At 69.6% G+C, this 24,895-nt stretch carries 25 protein-coding genes, 1 tRNA gene and 2 pseudogenes; 13 read left to right on the top strand and 15 right to left on the bottom strand.

Annotation, left to right across the window (positions count from 1 at the left end):
• Window positions 1–225 precede the first annotated feature (225 nt).
• A complete protein-coding gene (locus ACFYZ4_RS35200; RefSeq protein ID WP_158711848.1) occupies window positions 226–402 on the top strand; it encodes a hypothetical protein in 177 nt (58 codons plus the stop codon).
• 233 nt (window positions 403–635) lie between these two features.
• Here the strand turns inward: ACFYZ4_RS35200 and ACFYZ4_RS35205 are convergent, their stop codons facing one another.
• From ACFYZ4_RS35205 to ACFYZ4_RS35230, 6 genes are all read right to left on the bottom strand, one after another.
• Window positions 636–998: a transposase gene (locus tag ACFYZ4_RS35205; protein WP_390785850.1), complete on the bottom strand. Its 363-nt coding sequence runs from the start codon at window positions 996–998 to the stop codon at window positions 636–638.
• Window positions 889–2,304 carry an ISL3 family transposase gene (locus ACFYZ4_RS35210; protein WP_390785851.1) on the bottom strand — a complete coding sequence of 472 codons (1,416 nt, stop codon included), beginning with the start codon at window positions 2,302–2,304 and terminating at the stop codon, window positions 889–891. Before ACFYZ4_RS35210 ends, ACFYZ4_RS35205 begins: the two co-directional genes overlap by 110 nt.
• 222 nt (window positions 2,305–2,526) lie before the next feature.
• Window positions 2,527–2,600, bottom strand: a tRNA-Met gene (locus ACFYZ4_RS35215).
• A gap of 231 nt (window positions 2,601–2,831) precedes the next feature.
• Window positions 2,832–3,587, bottom strand: coding sequence for a hypothetical protein (locus tag ACFYZ4_RS35220; RefSeq protein ID WP_390785852.1), 756 nt, complete (start codon window positions 3,585–3,587; stop codon window positions 2,832–2,834).
• A gap of 607 nt (window positions 3,588–4,194) precedes the next feature.
• A complete protein-coding gene (locus ACFYZ4_RS35225) occupies window positions 4,195–5,565 on the bottom strand; it encodes a hypothetical protein (protein ID WP_351295943.1) in 1,371 nt (456 codons plus the stop codon).
• Window positions 5,566–5,926: 361 nt separating this feature from the next.
• On the bottom strand, window positions 5,927–6,055 hold the full coding sequence (locus tag ACFYZ4_RS35230) for a hypothetical protein (protein ID WP_390785853.1): 129 nt from the start codon (window positions 6,053–6,055) through the stop codon (window positions 5,927–5,929).
• Window positions 6,056–6,519: 464 nt separating this feature from the next.
• On the opposite strand from ACFYZ4_RS35230, the gene ACFYZ4_RS35235 reads away from it, so the two are divergent.
• Window positions 6,520–6,726, top strand: a complete 207-nt coding sequence (locus ACFYZ4_RS35235; protein ID WP_351295940.1) for an EF-hand domain-containing protein — start codon at window positions 6,520–6,522, stop codon at window positions 6,724–6,726.
• 100 nt (window positions 6,727–6,826) lie between these two features.
• Here ACFYZ4_RS35235 and ACFYZ4_RS35240 read toward each other — a convergent pair whose 3' ends face one another.
• Window positions 6,827–7,054: a hypothetical protein gene (locus tag ACFYZ4_RS35240; RefSeq protein ID WP_390785943.1), complete on the bottom strand. Its 228-nt coding sequence runs from the start codon at window positions 7,052–7,054 to the stop codon at window positions 6,827–6,829.
• 218 nt (window positions 7,055–7,272) lie between these two features.
• Here ACFYZ4_RS35240 and ACFYZ4_RS35245 point away from each other — a divergent pair, with 218 nt between their 5' ends.
• Complete coding sequence (locus ACFYZ4_RS35245; protein ID WP_351304391.1) at window positions 7,273–7,473, top strand: hypothetical protein; 201 nt, start codon at window positions 7,273–7,275, stop codon at window positions 7,471–7,473.
• 29 nt (window positions 7,474–7,502) lie between these two features.
• Here ACFYZ4_RS35245 and ACFYZ4_RS35250 read toward each other — a convergent pair.
• Window positions 7,503–7,622, bottom strand: a pseudogene (locus ACFYZ4_RS35250) (DUF5994 family protein); the annotation flags it as partial.
• Between the two features lie 312 nt (window positions 7,623–7,934).
• Between ACFYZ4_RS35250 and ACFYZ4_RS35255 the strand changes: the two are divergent.
• The 3 genes from ACFYZ4_RS35255 to ACFYZ4_RS35265 all read left to right on the top strand — a co-directional run bounded on the left by ACFYZ4_RS35255 (window position 7,935) and on the right by ACFYZ4_RS35265 (window position 9,067).
• Complete coding sequence (locus tag ACFYZ4_RS35255; RefSeq protein ID WP_390785854.1) at window positions 7,935–8,507, top strand: DUF5994 family protein; 573 nt, start codon at window positions 7,935–7,937, stop codon at window positions 8,505–8,507.
• A 5-nt stretch (window positions 8,508–8,512) separates the two neighbouring features.
• On the top strand, window positions 8,513–8,701 hold the full coding sequence (locus ACFYZ4_RS35260; protein ID WP_390785855.1) for a hypothetical protein: 189 nt from the start codon (window positions 8,513–8,515) through the stop codon (window positions 8,699–8,701).
• 96 nt (window positions 8,702–8,797) lie between these two features.
• Entirely contained in the window at window positions 8,798–9,067 is a 270-nt protein-coding gene (locus ACFYZ4_RS35265) for a hypothetical protein (protein WP_351299047.1), read from the top strand.
• A 131-nt stretch (window positions 9,068–9,198) separates the two neighbouring features.
• Here ACFYZ4_RS35265 and ACFYZ4_RS35270 read toward each other — a convergent pair whose 3' ends face one another.
• Window positions 9,199–10,467, bottom strand: coding sequence for an ATP-binding protein (locus ACFYZ4_RS35270; protein WP_390785856.1), 1,269 nt, complete (start codon window positions 10,465–10,467; stop codon window positions 9,199–9,201).
• A gap of 1,129 nt (window positions 10,468–11,596) precedes the next feature.
• On the opposite strand from ACFYZ4_RS35270, the gene ACFYZ4_RS35275 reads away from it, so the two are divergent.
• Window positions 11,597–12,430 carry an ABC transporter ATP-binding protein gene (locus ACFYZ4_RS35275; protein WP_390785857.1) on the top strand — a complete coding sequence of 278 codons (834 nt, stop codon included), beginning with the start codon at window positions 11,597–11,599 and terminating at the stop codon, window positions 12,428–12,430.
• Here ACFYZ4_RS35275 and ACFYZ4_RS35280 read toward each other — a convergent pair.
• Window positions 12,357–12,731, bottom strand: coding sequence for a hypothetical protein (locus tag ACFYZ4_RS35280; RefSeq protein ID WP_390785858.1), 375 nt, complete (start codon window positions 12,729–12,731; stop codon window positions 12,357–12,359). The genes ACFYZ4_RS35275 and ACFYZ4_RS35280 overlap by 74 nt on opposite strands.
• Window positions 12,732–12,789: 58 nt before the next feature.
• Window positions 12,790–13,107 (bottom strand): annotated as a pseudogene (locus ACFYZ4_RS35285) (carboxylesterase family protein); the annotation flags it as partial.
• A 218-nt stretch (window positions 13,108–13,325) separates the two neighbouring features.
• Here ACFYZ4_RS35285 and ACFYZ4_RS35290 point away from each other — a divergent pair.
• The 4 genes from ACFYZ4_RS35290 (at window position 13,326) to ACFYZ4_RS35305 (ending at window position 17,015) form a co-directional block, all read left to right on the top strand.
• On the top strand, window positions 13,326–14,096 hold the full coding sequence (locus ACFYZ4_RS35290) for an MBL fold metallo-hydrolase (protein WP_390785859.1): 771 nt from the start codon (window positions 13,326–13,328) through the stop codon (window positions 14,094–14,096).
• Window positions 14,097–14,099: 3 nt separating this feature from the next.
• A complete protein-coding gene (locus ACFYZ4_RS35295) occupies window positions 14,100–14,993 on the top strand; it encodes a LysR family transcriptional regulator (RefSeq protein ID WP_390785860.1) in 894 nt (297 codons plus the stop codon).
• Window positions 14,994–15,050: 57 nt separating this feature from the next.
• Entirely contained in the window at window positions 15,051–16,106 is a 1,056-nt protein-coding gene (locus ACFYZ4_RS35300; RefSeq protein WP_390785861.1) for a tartrate dehydrogenase, read from the top strand.
• A gap of 363 nt (window positions 16,107–16,469) precedes the next feature.
• On the top strand, window positions 16,470–17,015 hold the full coding sequence (locus ACFYZ4_RS35305) for a GNAT family N-acetyltransferase (RefSeq protein ID WP_390785862.1): 546 nt from the start codon (window positions 16,470–16,472) through the stop codon (window positions 17,013–17,015).
• 82 nt (window positions 17,016–17,097) lie between these two features.
• Here the strand turns inward: ACFYZ4_RS35305 and ACFYZ4_RS35310 are convergent, their stop codons facing one another.
• Window positions 17,098–18,342, bottom strand: coding sequence for an MFS transporter (locus ACFYZ4_RS35310; RefSeq protein ID WP_390785863.1), 1,245 nt, complete (start codon window positions 18,340–18,342; stop codon window positions 17,098–17,100).
• 457 nt (window positions 18,343–18,799) lie between these two features.
• On the opposite strand from ACFYZ4_RS35310, the gene ACFYZ4_RS35315 reads away from it, so the two are divergent.
• Window positions 18,800–19,522: a phosphatase PAP2 family protein gene (locus tag ACFYZ4_RS35315; protein WP_390785864.1), complete on the top strand. Its 723-nt coding sequence runs from the start codon at window positions 18,800–18,802 to the stop codon at window positions 19,520–19,522.
• Between the two features lie 882 nt (window positions 19,523–20,404).
• On the opposite strand, the gene ACFYZ4_RS35320 is transcribed toward ACFYZ4_RS35315, so the two are convergent.
• On the bottom strand, window positions 20,405–21,775 hold the full coding sequence (locus tag ACFYZ4_RS35320) for a cytochrome P450 (protein ID WP_390785865.1): 1,371 nt from the start codon (window positions 21,773–21,775) through the stop codon (window positions 20,405–20,407).
• 172 nt (window positions 21,776–21,947) lie between these two features.
• Between ACFYZ4_RS35320 and ACFYZ4_RS35325 the strand changes: the two genes are divergently transcribed.
• Window positions 21,948–22,955, top strand: coding sequence for a LacI family DNA-binding transcriptional regulator (locus ACFYZ4_RS35325; protein WP_390785866.1), 1,008 nt, complete (start codon window positions 21,948–21,950; stop codon window positions 22,953–22,955).
• A 7-nt stretch (window positions 22,956–22,962) separates the two neighbouring features.
• On the opposite strand, the gene ACFYZ4_RS35330 is transcribed toward ACFYZ4_RS35325, so the two are convergent.
• Complete coding sequence (locus ACFYZ4_RS35330; RefSeq protein ID WP_351299008.1) at window positions 22,963–23,469, bottom strand: phosphatase PAP2 family protein; 507 nt, start codon at window positions 23,467–23,469, stop codon at window positions 22,963–22,965.
• 339 nt (window positions 23,470–23,808) lie between these two features.
• Entirely contained in the window at window positions 23,809–24,747 is a 939-nt protein-coding gene (locus tag ACFYZ4_RS35335; RefSeq protein WP_351299005.1) for an alpha/beta hydrolase, read from the bottom strand.
• Window positions 24,748–24,895 lie beyond the last annotated feature (148 nt).

A 24,895-nucleotide genomic window follows, 5' to 3' on the forward strand; every position in this document is an offset into this window, starting at 1 on the left:
TGTGCAACCTCCTCCAGGCCGGATAGCCAGCAGACCTGGCCTCCGGGACGACGGCACGTCCACCCCGTGGAGATCGATTACGGGACAGCCCTTAGCACTGGCTCAAGACGGAGAAGTTCCTCGGCGGAACAGTCGGAATCAGGGTCTTCTACCAGGCAAAGAATGAATCCTCGTTCGTCCCGTCGGACCAGAGCCGACAAAAGACAGGAGTCCTTCGGAGAATCGATGCGCAAGGAGACGGTGTCGCCGCTGGTGAGCGCATCGTCAGCGAAGGAGGAACCCGCGTCGTTCGGCGAGCTGAAGAAGCTCCAGTGCCCGGTTGCAGCGTCCGGGCACGATGTGCCCCCCAACATCGCACTGTTCAGGCTTTCCCCCGTCATACCGTGGTCCGCCCGCAAGTGAAGAAGACCGCCACCCGGGCTACTCCACTCGCCCACAAGCGCCGACTGATCAATGCGAGCCGCGTCTCCACCTGCATCAGCGCAAGCAACGCAGGCCCACGCCAACGCGGCGACCAGAGCCGGCCACCGCCTCATTGAAGTGCTCATTCACATCCCACCTCGCACCCGACTGAACGCGTTCAGAATAGACGGCGGGCTCAGACGATCTCATAGCGGGAGGTCCCTGTCGCAGGGTCATGGGCCCAGGAGTATGCGTTGGCGTAGGAGGTCGAGGTTTGCTCGGCCGTAGCTCATGCGCTTGATGAGTTTGACGCGGGTGACGTGGCCCTCGACCTGGCCAGAGCTCCATGGTGTGGAGAGTCCTGCGGTGACGGCGTCGAAGTCGCGTCGCAGGCCGCTGACCAGTGAGTGGAGGGCTGGGAGGTCGTCAGCGAGGACTCGCTCCATCCAGTCGGGAAGTTGGTCTCCCCGGAGGTCGTGGAGCATTTCAGCGAAGTCGTGGACGTGCCGTGCGGCGGCGTCGAGGTGAGGGCAGGCCGTACGGATCTCCTTCAGTTCCGCGGCGTCGGCGGCCGCGAGGTGCTGGGGGTTCGTCATGATTCAGCGGACGACGCGTCGGGATTTCGGGGCCAGCCCGGGCCGCGGTCGGGACACCGGCTGCTGCTTCCTGCCTGGTTGGCGGGGAGGTCTGAAGGCGCGGAAGTAGCGGCGGAGGCACTGGACGCTCCCGGCGAATCCGCGCTCGCGCAGTTCCCGGTGGAGCTGGGGAATGTCGTGACAGCCCTCCAGCCAGCGGGCGTGGAGGTAGGGCGTGCTCGTCCAGGACTGACAGCCGTCCGGTGGCTTTGGCCAGGAGTTCGTCGAGGCTGGTGGCGCGGGCGAAACGGCGGACGGTGGAGTGGTCCAGCCGCAGTGTCCGTCCGATCGCCGCCAGAGACTTCCCCTCGGCCAGCAATGCCTGAACCGCCGCGTATCTCTCCGTGGTGCGGGCCACCAGGCGCCGGGGTTGGCCGCTGACGTCGAGCGTGCCGTCCGGCGGGACGAACGGCACGGCCAGCGGCCTGGACGGCTCCGGCGTGACCAGGTCCTTCGCGGTTGTCTCCGCTATGACCGGGGGCTCTGCGAACGCGGTCTGGATGCAACCGTGGTGAGAGCCGACCGTCCTCTCCACCGCCTCGGCGATGTTCCGCCACAGATGCCAGGCGTCGGCGACCTGCATCGCCTGCGGGGCACCGTTTCGGGCCCCCTCCGCGTAGGCACCGGCCCGGTCCCGGCAGATCACCTCCACTTCCGGGTGCCGGCGAAGCCAGGCTGCCAGGGGCTCAGCGTCCCGGCCAGGCAGGACATCGACAGGGCGGCGGGCTTCCAGATCAACCAGAATCGTCGCGTAGGAGTCGCCCTTGCGCAGAGCAAAGTCGTCCACTCCCAGGAACCTGACGGCGCCAACTGGTGGCTGCGGAACCGAGTGGAGCAGGTCCAGCAGCGCGTCCTTGGCGATGCGGATCCCGAGGGCCGCGGCCAGGCGGGCACCGGGACGGCCCGCCAGGCACAGAGCGATCGAGGCGAGCATCGACCGCAGTACCTGGGTCTGCCGGGCATGCGGCCTGGTCAGCCCCTCGATCTGCTCGGCGAACGTCACGGCCGGGCACCGACTGCTCAGACACTTGAAGCGGCGCACGGTCAGCTCGATGACTACCCGGCTGCCTGCCACGGGCGCATCGCCCAGCCGGCGGACGTACCGGCCGTGCACCCGCCACGACGGCATACCGCATCCCGGGCATCTCACCGGCAACGTCTGACACCCCGCGCGAAGCGTGATGACCCCGGCCGTTCGCTTGATCGACTCGATGACAACACCGGACAGATGCGGCAACAACCGCCCCAACACCCCTGAACCGCACATCCAGAGACTACCCAGCTCAGCCCGGCGACATCACAAGATCCCCGACAGAGCCGAATTACGCGAACGTCGACAGACGCCGGGATCGACAGGATCAGGGGGCTGGGGCGGCTCTGGGCTCGGAAGGCAGGGGGCATGAAGGGCGTAGCGCGCACATAAGAACGTCGGCGCCGGAGGCAACAGAAGGGCCCGGATCCTGTACGGAATCCGGGCCCTTCTGAGCAGTAGCGGGGACAGGATTTGAACCTGCGACCTCTGGGTTATGAGCCCAGCGAGCTACCGAGCTGCTCCACCCCGCGTCGATGGCTCAACCATACGGCACCGCTGGCCTGGGCTTCGCCAGGTTTTCCTGCCCGACCTGCTGTCGCAAGTGCTCGCAGCTCGCAGGGCAATCAGGGTCTCTGCATGGCCCAGGTGCTCTCACGGACGTACGGGGATTCCGGCGGCGAGGGGGCTTCGAGGTCTTCAACGGTGTTCTCGAACGCCACGCAGAGGCCAGTGACAATCGCCAGTTTCGTGGTGGCCCAGGCCTACCGGGCGGCCTTGCTGTCTGTCTGAGTTCCACGGAGGGCGTCGGCGCGAAAGGTCAGATGAGGGAGGGCAGGATGCCGCAGGGGCCAGTGCCCGAGCCAGAACGCGGCGGCTGAGGGACGGTCCTGGGCTTCGGTTGAACCGTCGTGCAGCAGGTACTCGGTGTCGGATGATGCGGATGAGACGGCCGCGATGCCCAGCAGCTGGAAGGGACCTGAGGGCGGGGGCTGAGGCAGGCGCGCGGTTCGGTGCCCGCGATCAGGAAGCCCCGGGAACGAGAGTCCCCCAGATGGGTTTGCCGGGAGGGAGTTCTCTGAGAGCCCAGCTGGGTCCGGGCCTTGGGCACCGGGGTCAGCACTGCCTTCCTGATTCTGTACCTTCGTACCCTCCACCCGCACCGTCAGACACTCTTGGCAGACGCGGTCCGCGAGCGTCCGGACAGCCAGGGCGTTGCCCCACAGTGTTGCGGCGCCCCGGCCTCGGGGCGCCATGCCCCAGTCCTCCCAGTCGATGATGGAGAACTCGGGTCCCATCACGTTGGCCCAGGTCAAGTCCGCATGAGCCGGCGCCCATCGCTCGATCCCTGTTTCGGCGAGGCACGGGAAGGCCTCCGCGAGGGTCTGCGTCACCTGCTCCTGCGTGATCGTCACCGTGCCAGGGGTGGCGAGCCGCCGGGTCTGCCGTGCGGCAAGCGCGTCCAGTGAAGCATTCAGCGCCTCCCGCCACGCATCAGGCAGGCCCGGGTCATCGAGCACCAGGGCGCTCTTTCCGACGGGCGGCGACGTCATCAACTCCAGCTCACCCCTTGCCACATGACCGGCTCGGCCCGCTCGCGCCATGCCAGGCCCTGGTACCACTCGGGCATCGCGCCCCGTGGGACACGATCGTGGCCGAAGAGCAGCCTCGGCAAGCGCAAGCCCGCGGTGCCCGTCCTGCTCTCCCACAGCGCCCTGGACGACGTCGTTCTCCAGCAGGTCGGCAAGAATCTGGCCGCTGACTGGTGCCGACAGAGGGTGACGGTGAGGTTCGCCGGCAACCACACACCTGCTGACCTCGGCAGTCCCCTCCGAAACGACTGCGGACACAGGACCGCAGGCGGGGAGCGACGCCTCGGTCCCCCGGGAAGGAACCGTGCCGGCAGGCTGTCGTTGTGTCGCCGGACCGTCGGCCCGAACATCCGGGGGAGGGCGATGGACCGGAGAAGGCTGACGCGAAGGGCCCCCGCGCTGCGTGCGCGGGGGCCCGGTGGCGGTGGCTCGGTCCTTGTCGGGCCGGCCGGGAGGGATCAGGAGCTCCGACGGGTCGGTCAGCCCGGTGTTGTACTCGGTACGGCTCCGCCCGTGCCGGTGGCGGCGGGTGCGGTCAGCCGATGAGTTCGGCGAGGATCCACTCGGCGAGGCGCTCCGTCACGAGGCTGTGCTCGGAATTGGTGTCGTCGCAGTGGAAGGCGTCCAACTCGCTACGGCCGGGGGGAAGGTCGTTGAGGTCGGTGGTGAGGTCGACGTCCCAGGTGACGGGGTCGTACTTGAGGGCGACGGCGCTGACCGAGGGCACGAAGCAGCCGGAGCGGTGGCGCTCGTCGATCGTGGCGCCGAGCGCGTCGGCGAGCATGCCGTAGGAGGCGAGGGTGCCGCCGGGCGCGCCGTCGAGCGGGGGGATCTCGCTGGTTCGGCTCGTACGGTAGCCGAGGATCAGGGCTGACATCCGTACGACTTCCTGGAGCTGGCCGAAGGCCGGCTGGGTGCGCAGTACCGCGCGGGCGACGTTCGGGACCGCCCAGTCGAAGACCAGCTCGTCGGGCAGGAGCGGGCCCTGAGTGCCGTCGCCGGTGCCGTTGGCGACGCCGATCCTGCGCAGGCCCGGCTTGGACGGGAACCATCCGATGTCCTTCAGCTCCTGGAGGAACCGGACACGCTTCTCGCTCCAGGTCGCGACGGCGCCGGAGTCCTTGGCGTTCGGTACCCAGGCCCACAGGAGCTGCTGGGCGGCGGCGCTCCTGATCAGCTCGGCCTGCTTCGGCTTGCCGGAGGGGTCCGGGACGGACTCGAAGAAGTACGCCAGCTGCTGGAGTGCGATCGGGATCCAGGCGCCGTTGTGCGGGGAGTCGTAGGACAGGTAGATGCGGCTCTCGTGGTCCTCGCCCTCGTTCTCCATCCAGGCCAGCGCGTACCGGGTGATGAGTCCGCCCATGCTGACGCCGCCCACGATCAGGGGGGCGCCGCCCTCCTGCCGGTCGGCGATGGCCTTGCGGATGGCGCTGACCGCGACGGCGGCGTTGGCCTGGATGTGGGTGTGGCGCTCCTTGAAGCCCAGCAGGATGACGTCCACGCCCGCGGCGAGCAGCTGGCTGAGCAGCCGCTTGCCGTCGGCGTTGTAGGGCGCGTCGAGGTGGGCGTAGAGATCGCCGAGTTCGCTCTCGCCGTAGTTGAACCCGTCCGCGAAGATCATCGGGTTGACGAGGCCCTTGTGGGGCGTGCCGTCGGGGGCGAGGCCGTAGTAGACGGCGGCGGTGCCGGTGGCCGTCTCGCCCTCGTACTCCCACGCGCCGGTGAGCTGCCACACCGTGTTCGGCTTGTTCACCTTGCGGGCCGTGTCCGCCCGCAGTGCGGGGGCAAACAGCACTCCCTGCCGGAGTGATTCCGGCGCGCTGCCCTGCGACTTGTCGGCGCCTTCCGCGTCCGTCCACGGATCGGGGCTGACGTCGACCCTCGGTTCGCCACTGCGCATAGCCATGTACTGCCGCCTTGCCTTGTCAGTCGGATGAGTCACCGCAGGGACCGCCTTCGGCCGGGTGGTGCCGCGCCCCGGTGGCGGTTCTGGCTGCCCGGGTACGCCTGGCGCCCGCGCCGGTGTCGCACCACCGATGGCCTGCGCGGTCCTGCCAACGGGAAGGTATGTGCGCTGATCGGGTCCGGGCGGAAGCGACACCGGGCGCGCGCACCGCGCCAAGGCGCACCGACCCGTCGGACCCCGCGCCCCCGTGCGCCTCCGGCAGCGCCTCCAGGACCGGGTCCTCCAGGACCGGGTCCTCCAGACCACGAAGACCGAATAGCCGGCCGGGATTTCCTGTACCTCACCGGCACCATCGACCGACCTACCCGGCCTCGCCGAGCAGGGCCTGCGCAACGCGGGTGCGCCACCGCGGCCTCCGGCCGACGACGTCGCGGTCCTGGCCGCACACCCCAACCCACTGCTCGGCCGCGACCTCCGGTTTCCCGGGCATGTGACGGGACTCTGCCGGGCGGTGTAACTGAGCGCCGCGGCTGACGCCGTTGGACAACTCCGATGCTCAGGATCGGGCGCACGTACCGGAGGTTCGACTTCCCGCCGCGTACGAGGCGCTGCCGGCCCCGGGTCCGGAGATCCGGGGCCGGCGAGGGTTGCTGGCTGTGGAGGTGGTCGCCAGACACCTTCCGGCCGACAGGCCAGGATGCCCTGTTCCCGGTGGCCCGCAATGGGCCCCAGCCTCAGCGGCCGGCAGGTATGTCACATGCCCCGGACCCGAGCATCGAGTTGTCCATCCAGGTCAGAACCAGGCGGGACGCGCACTGCGCGGACCGTGTCCCGTCCGGTTGGGGCGGCGTAGTCGCGTGCGATCACTCGATTGGCCGTCACGCCATGTGAACTCACGTAATGAATCTGTCACTGTGTGTGGACGATCATCCTGTGATGCGAGAGGGAAGAGCCATGACCGAAGCCGAGGCCAGGGAAATCTTCGAGCAGATCGACACCGACGGCGACGGACAGATCAACATCGTCGAACTGGCCAACCACTTCAAGCGTGAGGGCCACCAGGGACAGCTCAGGGAGAAGGTCAAGGACGCCATGGAAGCGGACCAGAACCGCGACCGCGTGCTCGACTTCAGCGAATTCCACACCCTGGTCAAGCAGTAGGCCGCATCTGCGCCTTTTCACCCGCCTCTCGGCGGGTGAAAAGGCGCAGCGAAGCTCCCCCTGCTGCCTGAAGTCGCCACAGCGAGGCTGCGGCCCGCACCTACCTCGTGGGCGAACCCACATCTTCCCTGATTCTTCTGCGACATGATGACGCGTCACATTCGGTGATGCATCTGTCGCATGCGGCAGTGCCGGCCACCAGCGCCACGATCGCGCCCTGGATGCCCGACACCGTCGTGCCCACGTCCTCGGCCACCTTCGCGATCGAGACGTTCATGACCGAGCTGTCGAGCGCCATCAGGAACTGGCCGGCCGCGCGCGTCAGCAAGACGATCTGCGCTGTCCCAGCCCACATCATCAGGGGGCGCCGGACCAGTCTGACCGGGAGCCATCGGCGGCCATTCGCGCAGTTCAGAGACATACACGGCCCCCGGGTGTCGTCCTTCGTGTGCCTCGCCTCGCGGTCGACATGATGCAGACCGTCGCGGTGCGTGTCAGCGTGATCGGAGAGGAATCCGTACCTTCGCATCACGAGGAGTGGCCGTCATGGACGGTAGGCAGGACAAGCGCCAGGAGCCGGGCAAGGGGCGCGAGGCGCAGGAACACCATCGCCCCGGAGACCCCGCGCAGCCCCAGCCGGGCAAGGCGTCCCGCGAGAAGGGACAGAAGTCCGGCCCGAAGGAGACATCGCGCCGCCGTGAGGACGATCTTCTGCGCGAGGAGGACCTGCACGACGAGGGGCTCTGATTCGGCGCACCACTCGGACACTGCCAGGCGGAGGTGTCCAGGCCTACCCGCGTGATCGGCCAGAGGTGCGCGGTCGGTGCCGCGATCGGTGCGGGCAGCTCGATCGTGACGTCCCTGGAGCGCGGCCACCAAGCGCCGTCCAGTAGCCCTTGGCGTGTTTCGCGGTGCGGCGGGCACCCCGTTCGACGGCCGGCAGCGGCGTCGAAAAGGCTGTTGAGCTGGGGAACGTCTCCGTCGCTTCACGGAACTCCGCCCACCCTCACGTGCGGCGAAGGGAACCGACTGCGCCGCTCTCGCCGTCTGCGCCGGAAAATACCTGGTCAGAAGCGGCTTCCTGGATCGCGAACCGGAGTACGGTGAAGAGACCGGGAGTATTTCGCACACCCGCTCCCACGCGGACGTCGTTTCCGGCGATCACTGCACCGGGCCGTTCGCGAACGGTCCGGGGACGGGTCCGCGCCATGACGATGACCCTCGACCGTGCTGCGCAGCCGGGTGTTGTCCTGCGCCCGGCACGCTTGTCCCTCACCCCGAAGACCACCCTCGCAGGTCAGCTGGACGGTGCCTGGTGGCCGTACTCGCGTGACCTCGAAGCCGAGCTCCCGGCGCTGGCCGCCGCTCTGGAGGAGCCCTGGGGGCGCATCACGCGCGTCAGCGTGAACCCCGGCCGCTGGCCTGTCGTCCCGCGTACGGTTGCCGTGGCCGGGCGTGTGCTGCATGTGGGCTGGTTCACCGAGCAGGACCCCGACAAGCTGATCCTGCTCTCCTACACCGTCGGCCGCTGGGATCTCCTGGTGATCCCGCCGGAGACCGAGCCGGCGGCTGCGGCCCGGTTGATGGCCGCCGCCGCGATCCCGGGCAGCGCTCTGGCCGCGGGGGTCCTGATGGCCAACGAGACCGTCATCGGGCGCGGCATCCGCGACGCCCGCCGCCGGGAAGCCGCCTGGGAGGACGAGGGCGGGGCCTTCATGTCCACCTTCGGGGAGCCGTTCGGACGAAGCGCCCTCCCACTGTCCGCGAACGGCTGGAGGTGAGCTTCGTGGAGACGATCGTCCTCATCGTGGTGATCATCCTCATGATCGGCGTCGGAATGCGCTGGATCCACCTGTTGAACGCCCAGCACGATGCGCGGATCGAGGTCTACCGCTTCAGCGCCCCCCTGCCGAGGCCTCCCGGCCTGCCGGACGACACCGGTCGTCGAGCCCACCACACGGGTGCCGACCGGTGAGGAACAGACCTTCCTCCGACCGGGGGCAGCGGTCGGGGCGCCTCGGCGCCCCGACCCGCCGGCCTCCTCACCCACTCCGAAAGGGAACACGCCTACGTGAAGTACATCGAGACCCAGACACTGCCCTCGCTCGGGCACGCCGAGGTCCGGATCATCGCGCACACTCCGGAAGCCGCCCGAGCGGTCGCGGAGGCGCTCCGTAGCTGTTTCGCCGGGGCGGAACAGCGCAGCTACCCCGCTCTCGACGGCAACACCCGCCTCCACCTCACCGTGGACACGGCGACACCCTCGGGCCCCGCACGCCCGTGGCTGGCCGCCAGCAGGACCCCCTCCGGTACCGGCGCGCACTCCGACGAGATCTGCTGATCACCGTCGACTGGGAACCCGGCAACACCCCGGCGATGGTCACCCTCACCCACGAGGGAATCCGGCGCATGGAGGCCGAGGAGGAAGGGACGGCCACGGCCGCGGGCCCGGCTTGATCCCAAAGACAGGCCCTAGATGCGGGCGAACTTCTCGGTCTGCTGGGCGAACGCCTGGGCCATGGCCGCGCTGACCGTGGGCCTGGTGTCGCCGATCGTGCGCAGGTAGTCCTCGGTGGTGGGGCGGGCCCGGGTCCCGGTGTCGAAGGTGTGCTCGAACTGGACCTGGGAGACGGTGCGCGCCACATGGGCGATGTCGGCGGGGGTGAACCCCTCGCTGGCGTCCGCCAGCGCCGCGCTGTCGGCCTGCGCGCCCGCCCGGGCCAGGTAGCTCTCCCACAGAGCCGTCCGCGCGCGGTGGTCCGGGGGGCCGATCGGCAGGACGTAGTCGAAACGGCCGTGGCGCAGGAACGCGGAGTCGAGCGTGGTCACGTCGTTCGTGGCGCAGACGAGCAGTCGCCCGTCCTGGCCCCGGAACCGGACGATCGCCTTGAGCAGTTCGTTGACGACGCCGACCGCGGTCGCGTCGGCGCCGCTCCGAGTCCCCGCGATCTCCTCGACCTCGTCGATGAAGACCAGGACGTGGTCGAGCCGGGCGATCTCGTCGAAGCGCCGGTTCAGCCCGCTGGCCAGCCCGTATTCGGCGGCCAGCCGGGCGGGGAACAGTTCGAGGAACGGCCATCCCAGACGGCTGGCGATCGCGTGCGCGAACGTGCTCTTCCCCGTCCCGGGCGGCCCGAACAGCATCACCGCCCGCGGCAGCTCCACGCCGTGCTGGGAGGCCATTTCGGGATGCGCCAGTGGCAGGACCAGGCGCCGCTCGATGAGCTCCTTCTCCCGGTGCATGCCCGCGACCTTCTGCCACAGTCCCCCGGGCGGCAGCTCCGCTCCCAGCGACGCGAGCATGCTGACCGCCTGAGGGGTCACCCGCCCGCGCTTCTCGAAGAAGACCAGGCCCGGACGGGCTCCGAAGCCGCAGTTGTACAGGGCCGCGGCACCGGTCTCGCCGTCGGGCAGGACCGCGTGCACCGTACGGACACCACCCGCGAACAGCCGGTGCTCCAAGGCCGTGATCAGGTCGCTGCCCAGCCCTTGGTGCCGCCAGGCGGGCGCCATGCTGATGCGCAGGATCCACGCCCGCTCACCCTCCACCCTGCTCACCGCGGCACCGACCACCACGTCGTCCGCCGTGGCCACCACCGCCGGGTGGAGGGCCTGGAGGGCCGCCACGGCGTCCGACAGCGGGAAGAGCGGTGGCTCTTCGGCCGTGCCGCTCTCGGCGTCGACCCGGATCACCGCTTCGAGATCGTCCTGGGCGTAGTCCCTGACATGCCAACCCGTCATGGTCAGCTCCGCGTGTTCGGCCGTACTCCCATCATCAGCCGATGCGAGCCGGGGCGCGCGCGGCAGCGACGGCGCGCGCCCCGGCAGTGCCGTTGAGGGTGGAGCATCGAAGCCATGTGGCGTGCCCGTTCGCCGGGGAGCGTCCTGGGGCCACGCCGCCCTGCCGAACCGACTCGAGGATGTCGGCGGCTTTGCCGATGGAGCCGGGCATGAGGTGGCGGTAGATCACCATGCCGTCGGGGCTGTTGACCTCGTCGGCTCGCTTGATGCGCTGCCACTGGTTCTGGAGGTAATGGGCGAGACACGGCTTCGTCGGGTCCAGGGGGTGGCGCAGGAGGTAGCCGTCGACGGTGCCGAGTTTGTCGGCGTACCACTCGAGGGCTACGACGGCCCTCCGATCCCTGCCCCGCAGCTCCCGCTGAAGGTGCGTGGGCGGGTGCGCTGACCTTTGGTTTTCCGAAGCAGGTGACCCATAGAGATCAGTCGAGGAGAGGCCGTATCCCGCGAGGAGATCATTCGGACGAGGCGAGCTACGGGGGGCTCCGGGAGGGCCTCTCCAGACCGTCGACGTTTCCCAGGTGTGACCAGCTGGGGTCAGCTTTGCCGGGACCAATGCTGACTCAATGCCGACTTTGGTGACGGTTCGTCAGGCCAGTCGGTCTCCTGCGACGGTCGTGAAGTTGGCGTGGACTGGGCGCGCAAGGTCGGCGCGACACCCTGCGCGGAGCGTGACTGTAGGGGCTTTGGTGCAGGGCTTGGATGCGTGTGGCGCGCTTGCGGGCGGGTCGCACGACGCTTCTTCGGCCTGCTCGCCGGCCGCGCTGCGGTAGCGGATCGCGTATTCGGGGCCCAGGCGGCGCTGCTTGCGCCAGGTCGGCAGCTTCACGGGCGAAGCCGTCGTGTGGTGCCGCGGCCGACTGCATGCCCGGCACCCGTCACTGATATCGTGCAATATTGGCGACCGACACGATGATGCAATATCGTGCATGATCGGGCGAGGGGATGCGCGCGAGCGGTCGGGACGCCTGCGCAACTGTCCCTTCTGTATGCCGGCTTGCCGCAGGCCACGCATCGTAGGCGTGGCTTCTAGAGCTATCGATGCGCGCATCAGCGCAGGCAGGGAGCGCCCATGGACACGCCCGCGCAGCCTCGGACCGTCGCCGCGCTCAACGCCGCGAGCGTGCGCCGCTTCACCACCGGGCTGGTGATCCTCGACCGGATCGACTGGACCGTACGCTCCGGGGAGCACTGGGCGTTGCTCGGCGCGAACGGCGCGGGAAAGACGACCGTGCTGCGCCTGATCGGTGCGCTGATGCACCCTACCGACGGAACCGTCGAGGTCCTCGGCCACCGGCTCGGCCGCGTGGACATGCGCGCACTGCGGGCGCGCATCGGCCTGGTCTCCAGCGCGCAGCGCGTTCCCGAGGACGAGACCGCGCACACGATCGTTCTGACCGGAGCCACCGGGACCGTTCAGCCGCTGTGGCGCATGTACGACGCCGCGACCCGCGAGCGCGCCCACGACCTGCTCGCCGAGCTGAACTGCAAGGACTTGGCCGACAGGCCGTATGGCGTGTGCTCGGGCGGCCAACGTGCCCGCATCCTCATCGCCCGTGCGCTCATCGCCGACCCGTCCCTGCTGCTCCTCGACGAGCCGTTCAACGCGCTCGACCTGCCCTCGCGCGAGGACCTGATCGACGCCCTGCACCGCCTCGCCACCGGGCGCCCGGACCTGGCGACCGTCACGGTCACCCACCACGTGGAGGAACTGGCCCCGAGCACCAGCCACGCGCTGCTGCTGCGCGAGGGCCGCGTCCATGCGACGGGCCCGGTCGCCTCCGTCCTGACCGGAGACCTGCTCACCACGTGCTTCGGCCGCCCGATCGAGGTCAGCCGCCACGACGGCCGCTGGGCAGCGCGGTCGGGCCGCGGGCAACGGCCCCTGAGCGCCGAAGCACGATGACCGGCCTGTAGCCGGAGGCGCCGCCGCCCGCGATGCTCGGAACGACTTGTCGAAGTTGTCGAAGACGAAGGGAGGCGAGGAGTCCGGCGGTGGCCCCGACCAGTCGCGGCCACGGCAGCGTGCGTAGCTCGCCCGCGTCCTTCGCGTCGACGATCTCCAGATAGGCGGCGATGTTGTCCCGGACCCGGTGCAGCGCGGTGAGTTGGTCGGTCAGCCAGGCGTTGTGGTGTTCGCTGCCGTCGTCCGGTGCGCAGGACAGGGGGCCGAGCGGTCCGAGCCCGTTGTTGAGGTTCACCACCACCAGGTCGCCGTCCCGGGCAACGTCTCGCCCGAGTAGTTCGGCATCGCGCCGGACCGGAGAGGAAGGCGCCGCCGTGGATCCGGACCAGGACGGGACGGCGGGCGTCGTCGGTGCCCGGAGTCCACACGTTGAGCGTCAGGCAGTCCTCGTCGAAGGGCGGGAGGTCGTGGCTGCCGAGCATCGGGTCGCCCTCACGTACGACCTGCGGCGAACCGGGGCCGTACGCCGTCGCGTCGAGGGTGGTGCTCCATCCGTGATGTGGTTGTGCCGGGCGCCACCGGAGGGGCCCGACGGGCGGCGCCGCGTACGACACACCCCGGGACACGGCCAGGTCGTCTTCCATGGCGCCGCGGATCGGGCCCGAGCGAGTGTGCACGACGGGCGCGGCGCCGTCCTGCGTGAAACCCGTGCAGTGCGTCCTTCCAGGCCGGGGTCGAGGGGCTTGGGCCTCCTCGTTTATTGCGAATTTATGGCGAGCGTCAATATTATTCGATCCATCATCAAGTGGAGGATCGAATGGCGACGTGGCGTATCGGTGCGACGACGATTCACAAAGTGCTGGAGGCGGAGGTACCTGTTCCTGTTGCTGGGGCCTTGCGGACGGATGACACCGGGCTCCTGAAGAGGTACCCGTGGCCCGCCCCCGACTTCAGCAGGGCCGACGGCACCTTCGTGCTCTCGGTGCACGGGCTGGTCGTCGACACGGGTACGCGCAGGATCCTCGTGGACACATGCGTGGGCAATGCCCGGCCGTCGGTGCCCTTCCTGCAGATGCTGGACACCACGTGGCTCGACGACCTCACCGCCCTCGGCTACCCGCCGGAGTCGATCGACACCGTGGTGTGCACCCACCTGCACTTCGACCACGTCGGCTGGAACACGCACCTGGTGGAAGGGAAATGGGTGCCGACCTTCCCTCGTGCACGTCACCTCGTCACACGCCTGGAATGGGACCACTGGGCGAACGAGGCGGACGCGGACCTCCACGACACGATGCAGCCGTTGATCGATGAGGGTCTGGTCGACTTCGTCGGAACCGATCACCAGGTGTGCGACGGCGTACGCCTGGAAGCCGCTCCCGGGCACACCCCGGGCCAGGTCGCGGTCGTGGTCGAGTCCGGCGGGGAAGGTGCCGTGATCACCGGTGACCTCGTGCACCACCCGGTGCAGTTCATCGAACCCGATGTGGCCGGACTCGCCGACACCGACGTGGCGCAGGCCGCTGCGACCCGGCGGGCGTTCGTCGACCGGTACGCGGACACGGGAACGCTCGTGATCGGCAGCCACTTCCCCGCCCCCACCGCCGGCCTGCTCCGGCGCGGCGGTGACGGGAGCGTGCGGTTCGTCGCGGACGGCCTGCGCTGACCCGTGGACTTCCGGCAGCTGACGTACTTCCTCGCCATCGTGGACCACGGCGGCTTCAACCGCGCGGCTGCGGCACTCTACGTGTCGCAGCCGTCCCTCTCGCAGGCCATCCAGGGCCTGGAACGCGACCTGGGCAGCCCCCTGTTCCACCGGATGGGCAGGAGGGTGGTCCTGACCGAGGCCGGTACCGCCCTGGTTCCCCGGGCACGGGAAGCTCTGCACGCCCTGGAGCTCGCCAGGGCCAGTGTCGGTGCCGTCCGTGAACTGCGCGGTGGGCGCCTGGAGATCGCCGCCATGGCCTCACCCACGGTCGAACCCCTCAGCACCATGATCCAGCGCTTCACCGAGCGCTACCCGGCGGTGTCGCTCAGCCTGCGCGTCGCCCTCACCCGCGAGGACGTGGTCGACACGGTGCGTACGGGAGGGTGCGAGCTCGGACTGCTGACCACTTCGTCGCCACTGCCGAATACGGACGTCGTCCCGCACCACGTCGGAGAGGACCGGCTCGTCCTGGTCACCCCGATGGACGGCCCCTTCCCGGCCGGACGGGCAGTTCAACGCGAACAGCTCGAAGGGCACCGGCTGATCGTGGGGCAGCGGGGGACCGGGATCCGCGCCTACGTCGACGACCTGAAAGCACAGGGCATCGACGTCCGTATCGCGGTGGAGACCGAACACCGCATGGCGTTCCTGCCCCTGGAGCTCGCGGGCGTCGGGCTGGCGGTGGTGACGGAATCCTGGGCCGACCTCTCCCAGCGGGCCGGAGCCCTGGTCCTCGACCTGGAACCGGCTTCCCTCCAGCACAACATCCTGGTCAGCCGCAAGGGGCAGCTGACGCCGGCTGCCGGCGCCTTCCTGGAGATCGCCGTCCCGCCGGCCCATAGGAACAGCCTATGAGGGACATCGGGGATACGTGTTGGACCCGGACGGCGCCCGATTGCTGGAATGCGAGCCATGACCAACCACAACATCGCCCTCATACCCGGTGACGGCATCGGCACCGAAGTCCTCCCGGCGGCACGGGAGGTCCTCGACACGGTCGGGCAGCGCCACGGCATCACGTTCACCTACGAGCAGTTCGACTGGTCCTGCGAGCGGTACCTGCGCCTCGGTTCGATGATGCCCGAGGACGGCCTGGAGCAGCTCCGCCGCCACGATGCGATCCTCCTCGGCGCGGTCGGCTACCCGGGTGTGCCGGACCACGTCTCCCTGTGGGGGCTGCTCATCCCGATCCGCCGGGCCTTCAGCCAGTACGTCAACCTCCGCCCGATCCGCGTGTTCGACGGCCTTCCCAGTCCTGTTCGCGCGGCCACGTCCGGCGAGGTGGACTTCGTGGTCGTCCGGGAGAACACAGAGGGCGAGTACAGCGAGATCGGCGGCCGGATGAACCGCGGAGGTCCCGATGAAATGGCCGTACAGCAGGCCGTGTTCACCCGCAAGGGAGTGACCCGGGTCCTGGACTTCGCCTTCGGCCTCGCCGAACGGCGCGGCGGCCCCCTCACGTCGGCGACGAAGTCCAACGGCATCGTGCACACCATGCCGTTCTGGGACGAGCTGGTGGCCGAGCGTTCCGCCGAGCACCCCACGGTGGAGTGGAACCAGGAGCACATCGACGCGCTGGCCGCCAAGTTCGTCCTCGACCCCGCCCGCTTCGACGTCGTCGTCGCCTCCAACCTCTTCGGGGACATTCTCAGCGACCTGGCGGCGGCCGTGGCCGGCGGCATCGGCATCGCCCCGTCCGCCAACCTCAACCCGGAGGGCGAGTACCCCTCCATGTTCGAACCGGTCCACGGATCGGCCCCGGACATCGCCGGGCAGGGCGTCGCCAATCCGATCGGCGCGATCTGGTCCGCCGCGATGATGCTCGACCACCTCGGCCACCCCAAGGCCGCGGCCGACATCACCGACGCCATCGCCCGCGTCCTGGCCACCACCCCGGTGCGCACCCGCGACCTCGGCGGCAGCGCCTCCACCGCCGCATTCACCTCCGCGATCCTCCAGCACCTCTGACGGGTGCCGAGGCCAGGCACCGTCAACCGAGACGAGGGCGGAGCGCACATGCGCTCCGCCTTCACCTGAGGGCACGTGTCAGGGGCGCAGCCCGGCGAGCAGGACGCTCGTCCCTGCGCACGCTTCCGCGGGCGCCCTCCCGGGGAGGAGGGACGTACACGGCAGCAGGCCGGCCGGCGGCAGAACTCGCTTGTCTCGGCCAGCGGCAGCCTCCACATCCGGACCAAGCCCCTCTAAGCGGCGCTGCAAACAACCAGCTCGCTCATTCCGGCCTCGGTGACACCCTCCACAGCGGCGGCACCATTTACACACCCGCCTACCTCGCCAACTCCGGACACCGCCGGTTGGTGGCAGACTGAACGGGTGTTTCCACTGCGCCCGTTCGTCCTGGCCGGCCCGCGTGTCCGCCTGGAACCGCTGTCCTTTGGCCACGCTGAGGGGTTGTGGTCCGTAGGCGACGACGAGGTCTTCGCCAAGCTGCCGTACGACCGTCCGCCGACGGTGGACGCGATGCGGGAATGGATCGGGGCCGCACTGAGCCGTGAGGCGCTGCGCCTGCCCTTTGCGGTGCTGGTCGACCGGCAGGTGGCAGGGACCACGTCGTACTGGTACCCGGATCCGGTCCGCCGGCAGGTGGAGATCGGCTCCACATGGCTGGGGCGGGCGTGGTGGAGTACCGGCATCAACCAGGAGGCGAAGCGTCTCCTGCTGGAGCACGCCTTCACTGGGCTGGGCTGCGACAAAGTGATGTTCCGGACGGACCCTGAGAACATCCGGTCGCAGCAGGCACTGGAACGCCTGGGCGCGGTGCGCGACGGTGTGGTTCGTCGTGACTGGCCACGCCCGGACGGGACGTGGCGCGACAGCATCTACTACTCGTTGCTGCGTGACGAGTGGGCTTCGGCCTGACGCGCGCGGCTACGGAAGCTGGTCGGGCCACCGCACCTGATACCGGGCCACCCGCCGCGCTGGGAGGCGGCCCGGGAGGAGATCAGCGCACGGTGCGGATCGGCAGGATGGCGAGTGCGCCGAACAGCGAGAGCACGCCGCCGACCAGGAAGAGCGGGGTGTATCCGCCGAACGCGGTGACGATCGCCGAGGCGACGAACGGGGCGATGATCTGCGGTCCGGCATTGGCCATGTTGAGGACACCCAGGTCGCGGGCGGCGTCCTCGGCCCGGGGGAGGACCAGGGTGACGAGCGCGGTGTCGACGGCCATGAAGCACCCGAAGGCCAGACCGTTGAGAGCGTTGAAGACGATCATGCCGGTCCAGGTCGGGCTGATCACGGGGACCACCATGACGAGTCCGGCGAGCGCGGCCGAGACCCCGACGAACACCTTGCGCCGGTTCCAGCGGTCGGACAGCACACCGCCGACCACCGTGGACACGGCCATCGCGACCATCGTCACCGGCGTGAGGACGGCCATCGCGGCGGCGGGGGAGAGGCCGGCCGGCAGCTCGATGTGGTCGTCCAGGATGTACAGCTGGTATCCGATGACCGAGAAATAGCCGAGCACCATGAGCGCACGGCCGATGAAGGCCCACCGGAAGTCGTGGCTGGCCAGCGCCGAGAGGAATGCGGCGATCTTCTGGCGCATGGGCACGGCGGGTGCCGGTGCGGACCGGGGGACATCCCGGAAGAACGCGCTCAGCAACAGTGCCGAACCGGCGGCCAGGGCGCCGAAGACGAGGTATCCCGTACGCACCTGCCCCACGGTCTGCGAGGCGATCAACACACCGACGGTGCCGCCGATCGGCAGCGCCAGCCCGACCACCGCGGATGCGGTGCCGCGCTTGGCCACGGGGATCCGGTCGGGCACGAGGGCGGTGACCGCGGCCTGGTAGACGTTCATGGTGGCCTGGATCAGGCACCAGGCGATGCCGACGAGCAGCGCGGTCCGGACGGAGCCGAGGAAGGCCAGTCCGGCCAGGGAGGCCAGGGCGCCGCCCAGGATCCACGGGTTGCGACGGCCGGACCTGTCGGACAGGGCGCCGGCGATCGGGTTGAAGGCGGTCGCGAAGACGGCGCTGATCCCGCCGATCAGGCCCAGGAGGGCGACCTTGTTCGCCGGGTCGATCGCTGCGATCTGCGTGGGCAGCAGCACTGAGCCGACACCCATGTAGACGGCCAGCATCGATGAGTTGGCTACCAACAGCAGCAACAGGAGTCCGCGCTGCCGGGGCGCTTCGAGCGCCTCAGGGGTGCGCGGCTCGGTCAGTTCGTCGGCGGTCATGACGACTCCTCGGAAAGGGAGCAGAGGGGGAGGGGAGCCGCGGTATCGAGTGGCGCGCGGCGAGGATGGCTCCCGGATCGGGGGCGCACCTAGTTACACGTGTTATCAACGTGCGTGAACACTGTGTAGCACGCGATTCGCGGTCCCGGCTAGAGCGGGTATCGAGCTTCCCGATGACTGTGGGACGGCCGGTGATGTCCTAAAGTTATATTGCATCTGTGGCGGACGTCAGATATGCGCGATACTCTCCGCTGGCGCGACGCTACCGCCCGTTGCGACCGCGACCCGACCACCGCCCACCGGCGACGTCCTCGGTGTCGTTCTCCCCTGCGCCTCTCCGGCTCGTGCCGCGGAGCGAGACGTACCGCGCTCGCTCGCGTCCGCCGGATCCGTGCGTCCGTACTCCGCTCCCTTCCCGGCCTCGCATGCCGGGAGGGTGGTGTGACTGTAGGTAAAGGTGATCGAATTGACCCCTCTGGGGCACCCACCCCTGGTGCCGTCCTCTTCCCTTCCTCCGCACTACGTTCCCGCTCCCCCGCCGCGCGGCGCGCTGCCGGCCGGGTTCGCGCTCTTGTTGATGGCTCTGTCCGTCGGGCTCCTGCTCGGAGGTGAGCGGCCGCCGTTCTTCCAGGCGCTCGACGACAGCTGGGCGCGGTGGATGGACGGTGGGCGCAGCGGTACGGCTGCGGGCTTCGCCTACGCGCTCGACCGTCTGGGCGGCCCGTTGGGGATGATTTTTCCGCTCGGGCTGGCCGGTGGCCTGTGTGTCTACGGGCGCTGGAGGTCGGGGCTGTTCGTCTTCGCGGCCGCTGTCGCGGCGAACGTGCTGGTGGTTCTTCCGCTGAAGTCGATGGTCGACCGCCCGAGGCCGCCGCATCCGTTGGTGCTGGTCAACGACGGCTCGTACCCCTCCGGTCAGGTGTTCACGGCCGTGACGCTCGTGATCGTGGCCGGCGTCGTGCTGTTTCCTCCCCGTGCGAGGCGCTGGTGGTGGCTGGTCGGAGCCCTGTACGTCGCAGCCATGATGTGGAGCCGGACCTGGCTGCACGCCCAATGGCTCAGCGACGTGGTCGCCGGAGCCCTCGCGGGAGGTGGGACGTGCCTGTTGCTGCAGTGCGCCTTCGCCCGGCTGCTGGAGCGGGAGGCGGTGCTCGCTGCGGAGAATCGGCTGTGGCTTTAGAGCCCATAGGCTAGTTACACGTGTAATCTCTCTGTCGGGGACGTCGCGACGGGGGGAGCGGCGGGCCGGCCCCGGGTGCGGTGGGAGCGCCCGGGGCCGGTGAGACGACCGAATGCGGTCCGTCTGGAGGCGGCGGCCCCCAGCAAGGGCCGACCCATGGAGCCCCTTCGAGGCGGCCTTCGCCGCCGGCACCTCGCAGGTGATGGCGTATTACGCCATTCCGGTCGGGACGCCTTACGGCGAGGTGGGCTTCGGCTTCGACAAGGGCGTCATCACCGGTCCGCTGCGCGAGAAGTGCGGGTTCGACGGGATCATCTGCACCGACTGGGGCCCGGTCACCGACACGCAGATCTTCGGGGGGTCCCTTCCCCGCTCGTGCCTGGGGCGTGGAGGACCTGGACCGGCTCACCCGGGTGGAACGCGCCTCGACGCCGGAGCCGACCAGCTCGGCGGCGAGGCGGCCCCCGATCTCATCACGCGACTGTTGAGGGAGAGTTCGTCCTCGGCCTTTTCGACGATCCGTACGCGGACCCAGACCGGGCTGCCCGGGTCTGCGCCAACCCGGAGTTCACCGCGGGCGGCCCCGCCGCGCAGAGCCGCTCGATCGCCGTGCTCAAGGACCGACCTGGCGGTGCCGCGGAAGCCTTGCTGCCGCTCGCTCCGGGACCAGGATCTACGCCGCGGGCATCGACCCCGAGGTCGCGGCACGGTACGCGATCGTGGTGGAGACACCGGACGAGGACGATGTCGCCGCAGACTCGCTGTTCCCCTGCGGGCACGGCATCCGGCTCGGCTGACCGCGGCCGACCTCGGCTGCGCCAGGGGTGGCCGCCGCCCAGCAGCGGTCACCTCCGAGGGGCGGGCTGGTTCCGGTGAGTCGCCTCACCAGCCGTTCATGGAGTTCCACCAGCCCCACGCCTGCTGCGTCGAGCCGCTGTCGGCTGCCGGCGCGCCCCGCCGCTTCTCCGGTACGCCCATCACGGCGGGGACCACCGGCGCGGCGGCCGCGGTGATCGGGCCGGGCCGGATCGGTGTGAACGCCACCGGCAGTGCGTCCGGGGTGCCGCTCCACAAGGAGGGCTGCCAGCACAGAGCGGTGTCGGAATCGCCGGGGCGGACGAGACTCAGCCGACGCACGAGGACATCGACGGCAGTTTCGGCGATCGAACGGGCCGCGTCCTTGGCCGGGCATCCGTGAGAACCGGTTCCCCAGGACAAGTGGGCGCGGCTTCCGAGGTCTTGCGCGTCGTGGACGAGGAGGTCGGTGTTGGCGGCCGTCAGGCAGGGAATGAGCAGGTCCCCGGCGCGGACCTGGCATCCTGCGAAGGTGAGATCGCTCCGCGCCCAGCGACCGGCGATATTGGGTACCGGCGAGCCGTCCCACAGTGCGCGGTCGGCGGCGTTCGCGACCGTCGGCCGACCGTTGGCCACCGCGGAATTCAGGCGGGCATCGCCCATCAGCAGGCGCATCGTGCCACTGATCCAGTTGACGGTGCTCTCCCCTCCCGCGAAGAGGATCGCCGCCAGGTTGTGTGCGACCTCGGCCTCGGTCAGCTGGGCGGAGTGAGCCAGCAGCCATGAAGTGAGATCCGGGCCGGGCACGTCACGCTTCGCGGCGACCAGACGGTGCAGCGTCCGCATCAGTTCGGCCTCGGCGCGGGCCGCGTCGTGGGCTGTCCCGGCGATCGAACCGAGCAGCGCGGCGACCTTCCGCTCCTCGGACTCGGGAAGCCCGATCAGCACCCTGAAGGCGTACCCCACCAGGGGGCGCGCGTACTGGGTGACGAGATCGGCCGTGCGGTTCATTCCCCATCCGTCCACCAGCGTCTCGGCCTGCCGTCTGACGGCGCTGCGGAGCCGGCGCGTGTCGACGCCGTTCAAGGTCTCGGTCACGGCCTGGCGCTGACGCCGATGCGCCTCGTCGTCGAGGCGGTTGAGGGCCGGACGCCAGCCCAGAACCGCCAAGAGTGGGGAGTCCTCGGGCAGGGAGGCCTCGACGATCGTGTTCCAGCGCCGTGCGTCGCTGGAGAAGGCCCGCTCGTTCCATACGAGCTCAAGTACTTCCTGGTAGCCCATCACGAGCCAGGCTTCGACCCCGGGGCCGAGTTCCACGGGCGCGATCGACCCCCAGCGTCGGCGCAGGGCCTCGTAGACATGGCGCGGATCGTGGGCGAGCAGGCCGCTGTGCAGCGGAACCAGACCGCCGTGAACCGGAACGGGGCATTCATGTGGTGACTGGCTGCTCTGATCCATCGGGCTCCGTCCATGATTGTTCAGACAATCCGGCGATCGTCAATGAATGGGGGGAAAGGCAGGAATGTCAGGAATGCCGAGAAGTGCGCTTGGCGGCAGTGCCTGGCGTTACGCGTGTAACCTTGGAGGAGAAGCGGTCGAACGGCCGGAAAAGTGATCGAAGGGGGACGTCATGGCCAAAGAAACGCCGGGCGCTGCCTCCATCACCAGCACGGACGTGGCCCGCCTCGCAGGGGTGTCCCGCGCCACCGTGTCCTTCGTACTGAACGACACCCAAAGCCACCGGGTCAGCGACAGCACGCGAGCCCGAGTGCTGACCGCGGCCAAGGACCTCGGTTACGTGCCGCACGCCGCCGCCCGCTCTCTGCGTGCCGGGCGCAGCAACCTGGTGCTGCTGCCGGCATCGGTCTCCGCGATCGGCAGCCTGGTCAGCAGCTGGGTGGAGGATCTGCAGTGCGAACTCGACCGCCACGGTTACACGACCGTGCTCCACACGGGCCGCTTCCCCGACGCGGCGACGGCCGCGCGCGCGTGGGCGGAGCTGCGGCCCGCAGCGGTGCTGGCCATGAACGGCGACCGGCTCACCGGTGAGGCCGGTGGCATCCTGCGCCGCGCCGGTGTGCGCGGGCTGCTCGCTGTCGCCGCCCGTCCGGTGGACGGAGTCCACACCGTCGCGTTCGACCACGGGCGTATCGGCGAGGTCGCCGTGGAGCACCTCATCGCCCGTGGACGCAAGCGGATCGGCGTGGTCATGCCGCAGGAACGCGGCCTCGACGCCTTCGGCCAACCGCGGCTGGCCGGTGCCCGGCGAGTCGCCGCCCGGCACATGGCCACGGTCACACCGATGGAACTCGCCTACACGCGCGAGTCCGCCGCGGCCCTGGCCGCGCGCTGGGCGGACCTGGGTCTGGACGCCGTCTTCGCCTTCAACGACGAATACGCCGCTCTTCTCATGCACGCACTCCGAAGCGAGGGCATCGCCGTCCCGGAGGAGGTCGCCGTCGTCGGCTGCGACGACCTCGTACTCGCCACGCTGCAACAGCCGCCGCTCACCACGGTCCGCCTGCACCTGCCCACCGCGGCAACCATCGCCGACACCCTCCACGCACTGATCGAGAAGGGTGCCGCACCTGCGGTGCCGGACGTGGAGGCCGAGTTGGTGCACCGGCTGAGCTCCTGAAGCAGCCTCAGCCCCGGGAGGCGGCACCCTCGCGGGCCAGCCCACGTCTGAAGAGCCACCAGAACAACAAGGCCGCGCCGGCGCCGACCGAGGCGCCCGCCACGGTATCGCTGAGCCAGTGGGCGTACAGCCATGTACGACTCCACATCATGGCCAGGGTGAACAGTGCGCCCGCGATCCACCATGCGCGACGCCGCGCCGCCGGTACGAGGAGAGCGCCCACGATCACCACGAGCAGCGCGGCCCCGGCGGCGTGCCCCGAGGGGAACGAACCGTGGTCCACCCGGACCAAGGGGTTCGCCGGTCGGGGCCGGTCCACCAGGTGCTTGAGGAACGTCACGCAGGCCATGCTTCCCACCAGGTAGGTGGTGAGCAGGTAGGACAGGGACCACCAGCGCTTCCGCACGATCAAGAAGATCAGCAGGCTGACCGGGACGACCACTCCCAGGGGCCCTCCGAACCAGTTCAGGACGGCTGCCACGGCGGCGTAGAGGCCGTCGTGGGGACCCGTCATCCAGGTGAGCCAGCGCTCGTCCAGCCCTTGGAAGGGCGGACGTTCGGGACGCGAACCGACAGCGATCCCCAGCAGAGCGGTGACGAGAAGGAACAGGATTCCCAGGGGCAGTACGCCGCCTCGTGGGGGAGCCGGTGTGGACCGGCGGTTCCTGGGAGTGGCCGGGGCGGACGGGGGAGCAACCCGGATACCGGACATGACAGCCTCTCGGGGCCGCGGCAATGCCCGCGGCCCGTATCTGTGTGTCGTACGTGGACGTGCGACGCGAGCACCGGAAGGCATGGGGCGCCGCTGTGCAGCGCGTGGCGCCCCATGCCGCGACAAGCGCCTGGAGTGCGGTCAGGCGCCCAGGTGGCGGGCGAGGAAGGCGACGCTCGCGGTGACGATCGGAGTGACGTCGGGGGCGCCGAGGAAGATGTGGTCGGCACCGTCGACGGGCTGGAGGGTGACCTCGCCGCCGGCGCTCCTCAGCGCCTCGGCGAGCACCTCGCTCTGGCTGTAGGGCACGAGCTTGTCCGCAGTGCCGTGGATCAGCAGGAACGGCGGGGGAGTCGCTCCCTCCACGTAGGTGACGGGGCTGGCGGTCCGGGCCAGTTCAGGCTGTTCCGCGGGGGTGCCGCCCAGGAGCGCGGCGAACGGGTTGGGGAATTCCTGCCCCGGCGGACCCGACGGCAGGGGATGGGAGAGCAGTGATGCGATCTCGGACACGCCGTACCAGTCCACCACGGCGCGTACCGCGGTGTGCCCGTCGCGCACCCCCACGCCGCCTTCCAGGGCCTCACCGGCCGGGCCGTCGGGGCGGGTGAGCCCGGCGAGCGCGGCCAGGTGGCCGCCCGCGGACTCGCCCCAGACCCCGATCCGCTCCGGGTCGATGCCGAAGGTGTCGGCGAACTGCCGGACGTAGCGGATGGCGGCCTTCACGTCGTGGAGCTGTGCGGGGAAGGGGGCCTCGAGGCTGTGCCGGTAGTCGATGGAGACCAGGGCGAGCCCGGCCCGCAGGGCCGCACCGTGCAGCAGGTCGACGGGAACGGTCGGCGGGGGATTGCGCCGGTCGCCGTCCAGCCAGGCGCCGCCGTGTATCCAGATGACGGCCGGGACCGGTCCGTCGCTCGCGGGCACGTGGACGTCGAGCAGTCGGGGCCGGTAGCCAGGGGTGGTCGCGTAGGTGACCCCGTCGAAGTGACGTACGCCGTTCTCGGCCACCACGGGCGCCACGGGAGCCTGGTAGGGGGGTGGAGGCCACCCCAGGTCGAGCGCGGCCGGAAGTGTTTGCGGCATCGAGGCCTTCTCCAATCGACAGTGATCCAGAAATTCACGCTTCGTGACGTTTGTCCGAAATGCTTGAACTTCTTCAGGGGAGATGCCTAGCATGTTACACGTGTAACGACATCCTGACCCGGGGCGCATGCACCTCCTGGTGTCCGCC

Origin of the sequence: Streptomyces sp. NPDC001513 (assembly GCF_042894695.1) — a bacterium.
GTDB lineage: Bacteria > Actinomycetota > Actinomycetes > Streptomycetales > Streptomycetaceae > Streptomyces.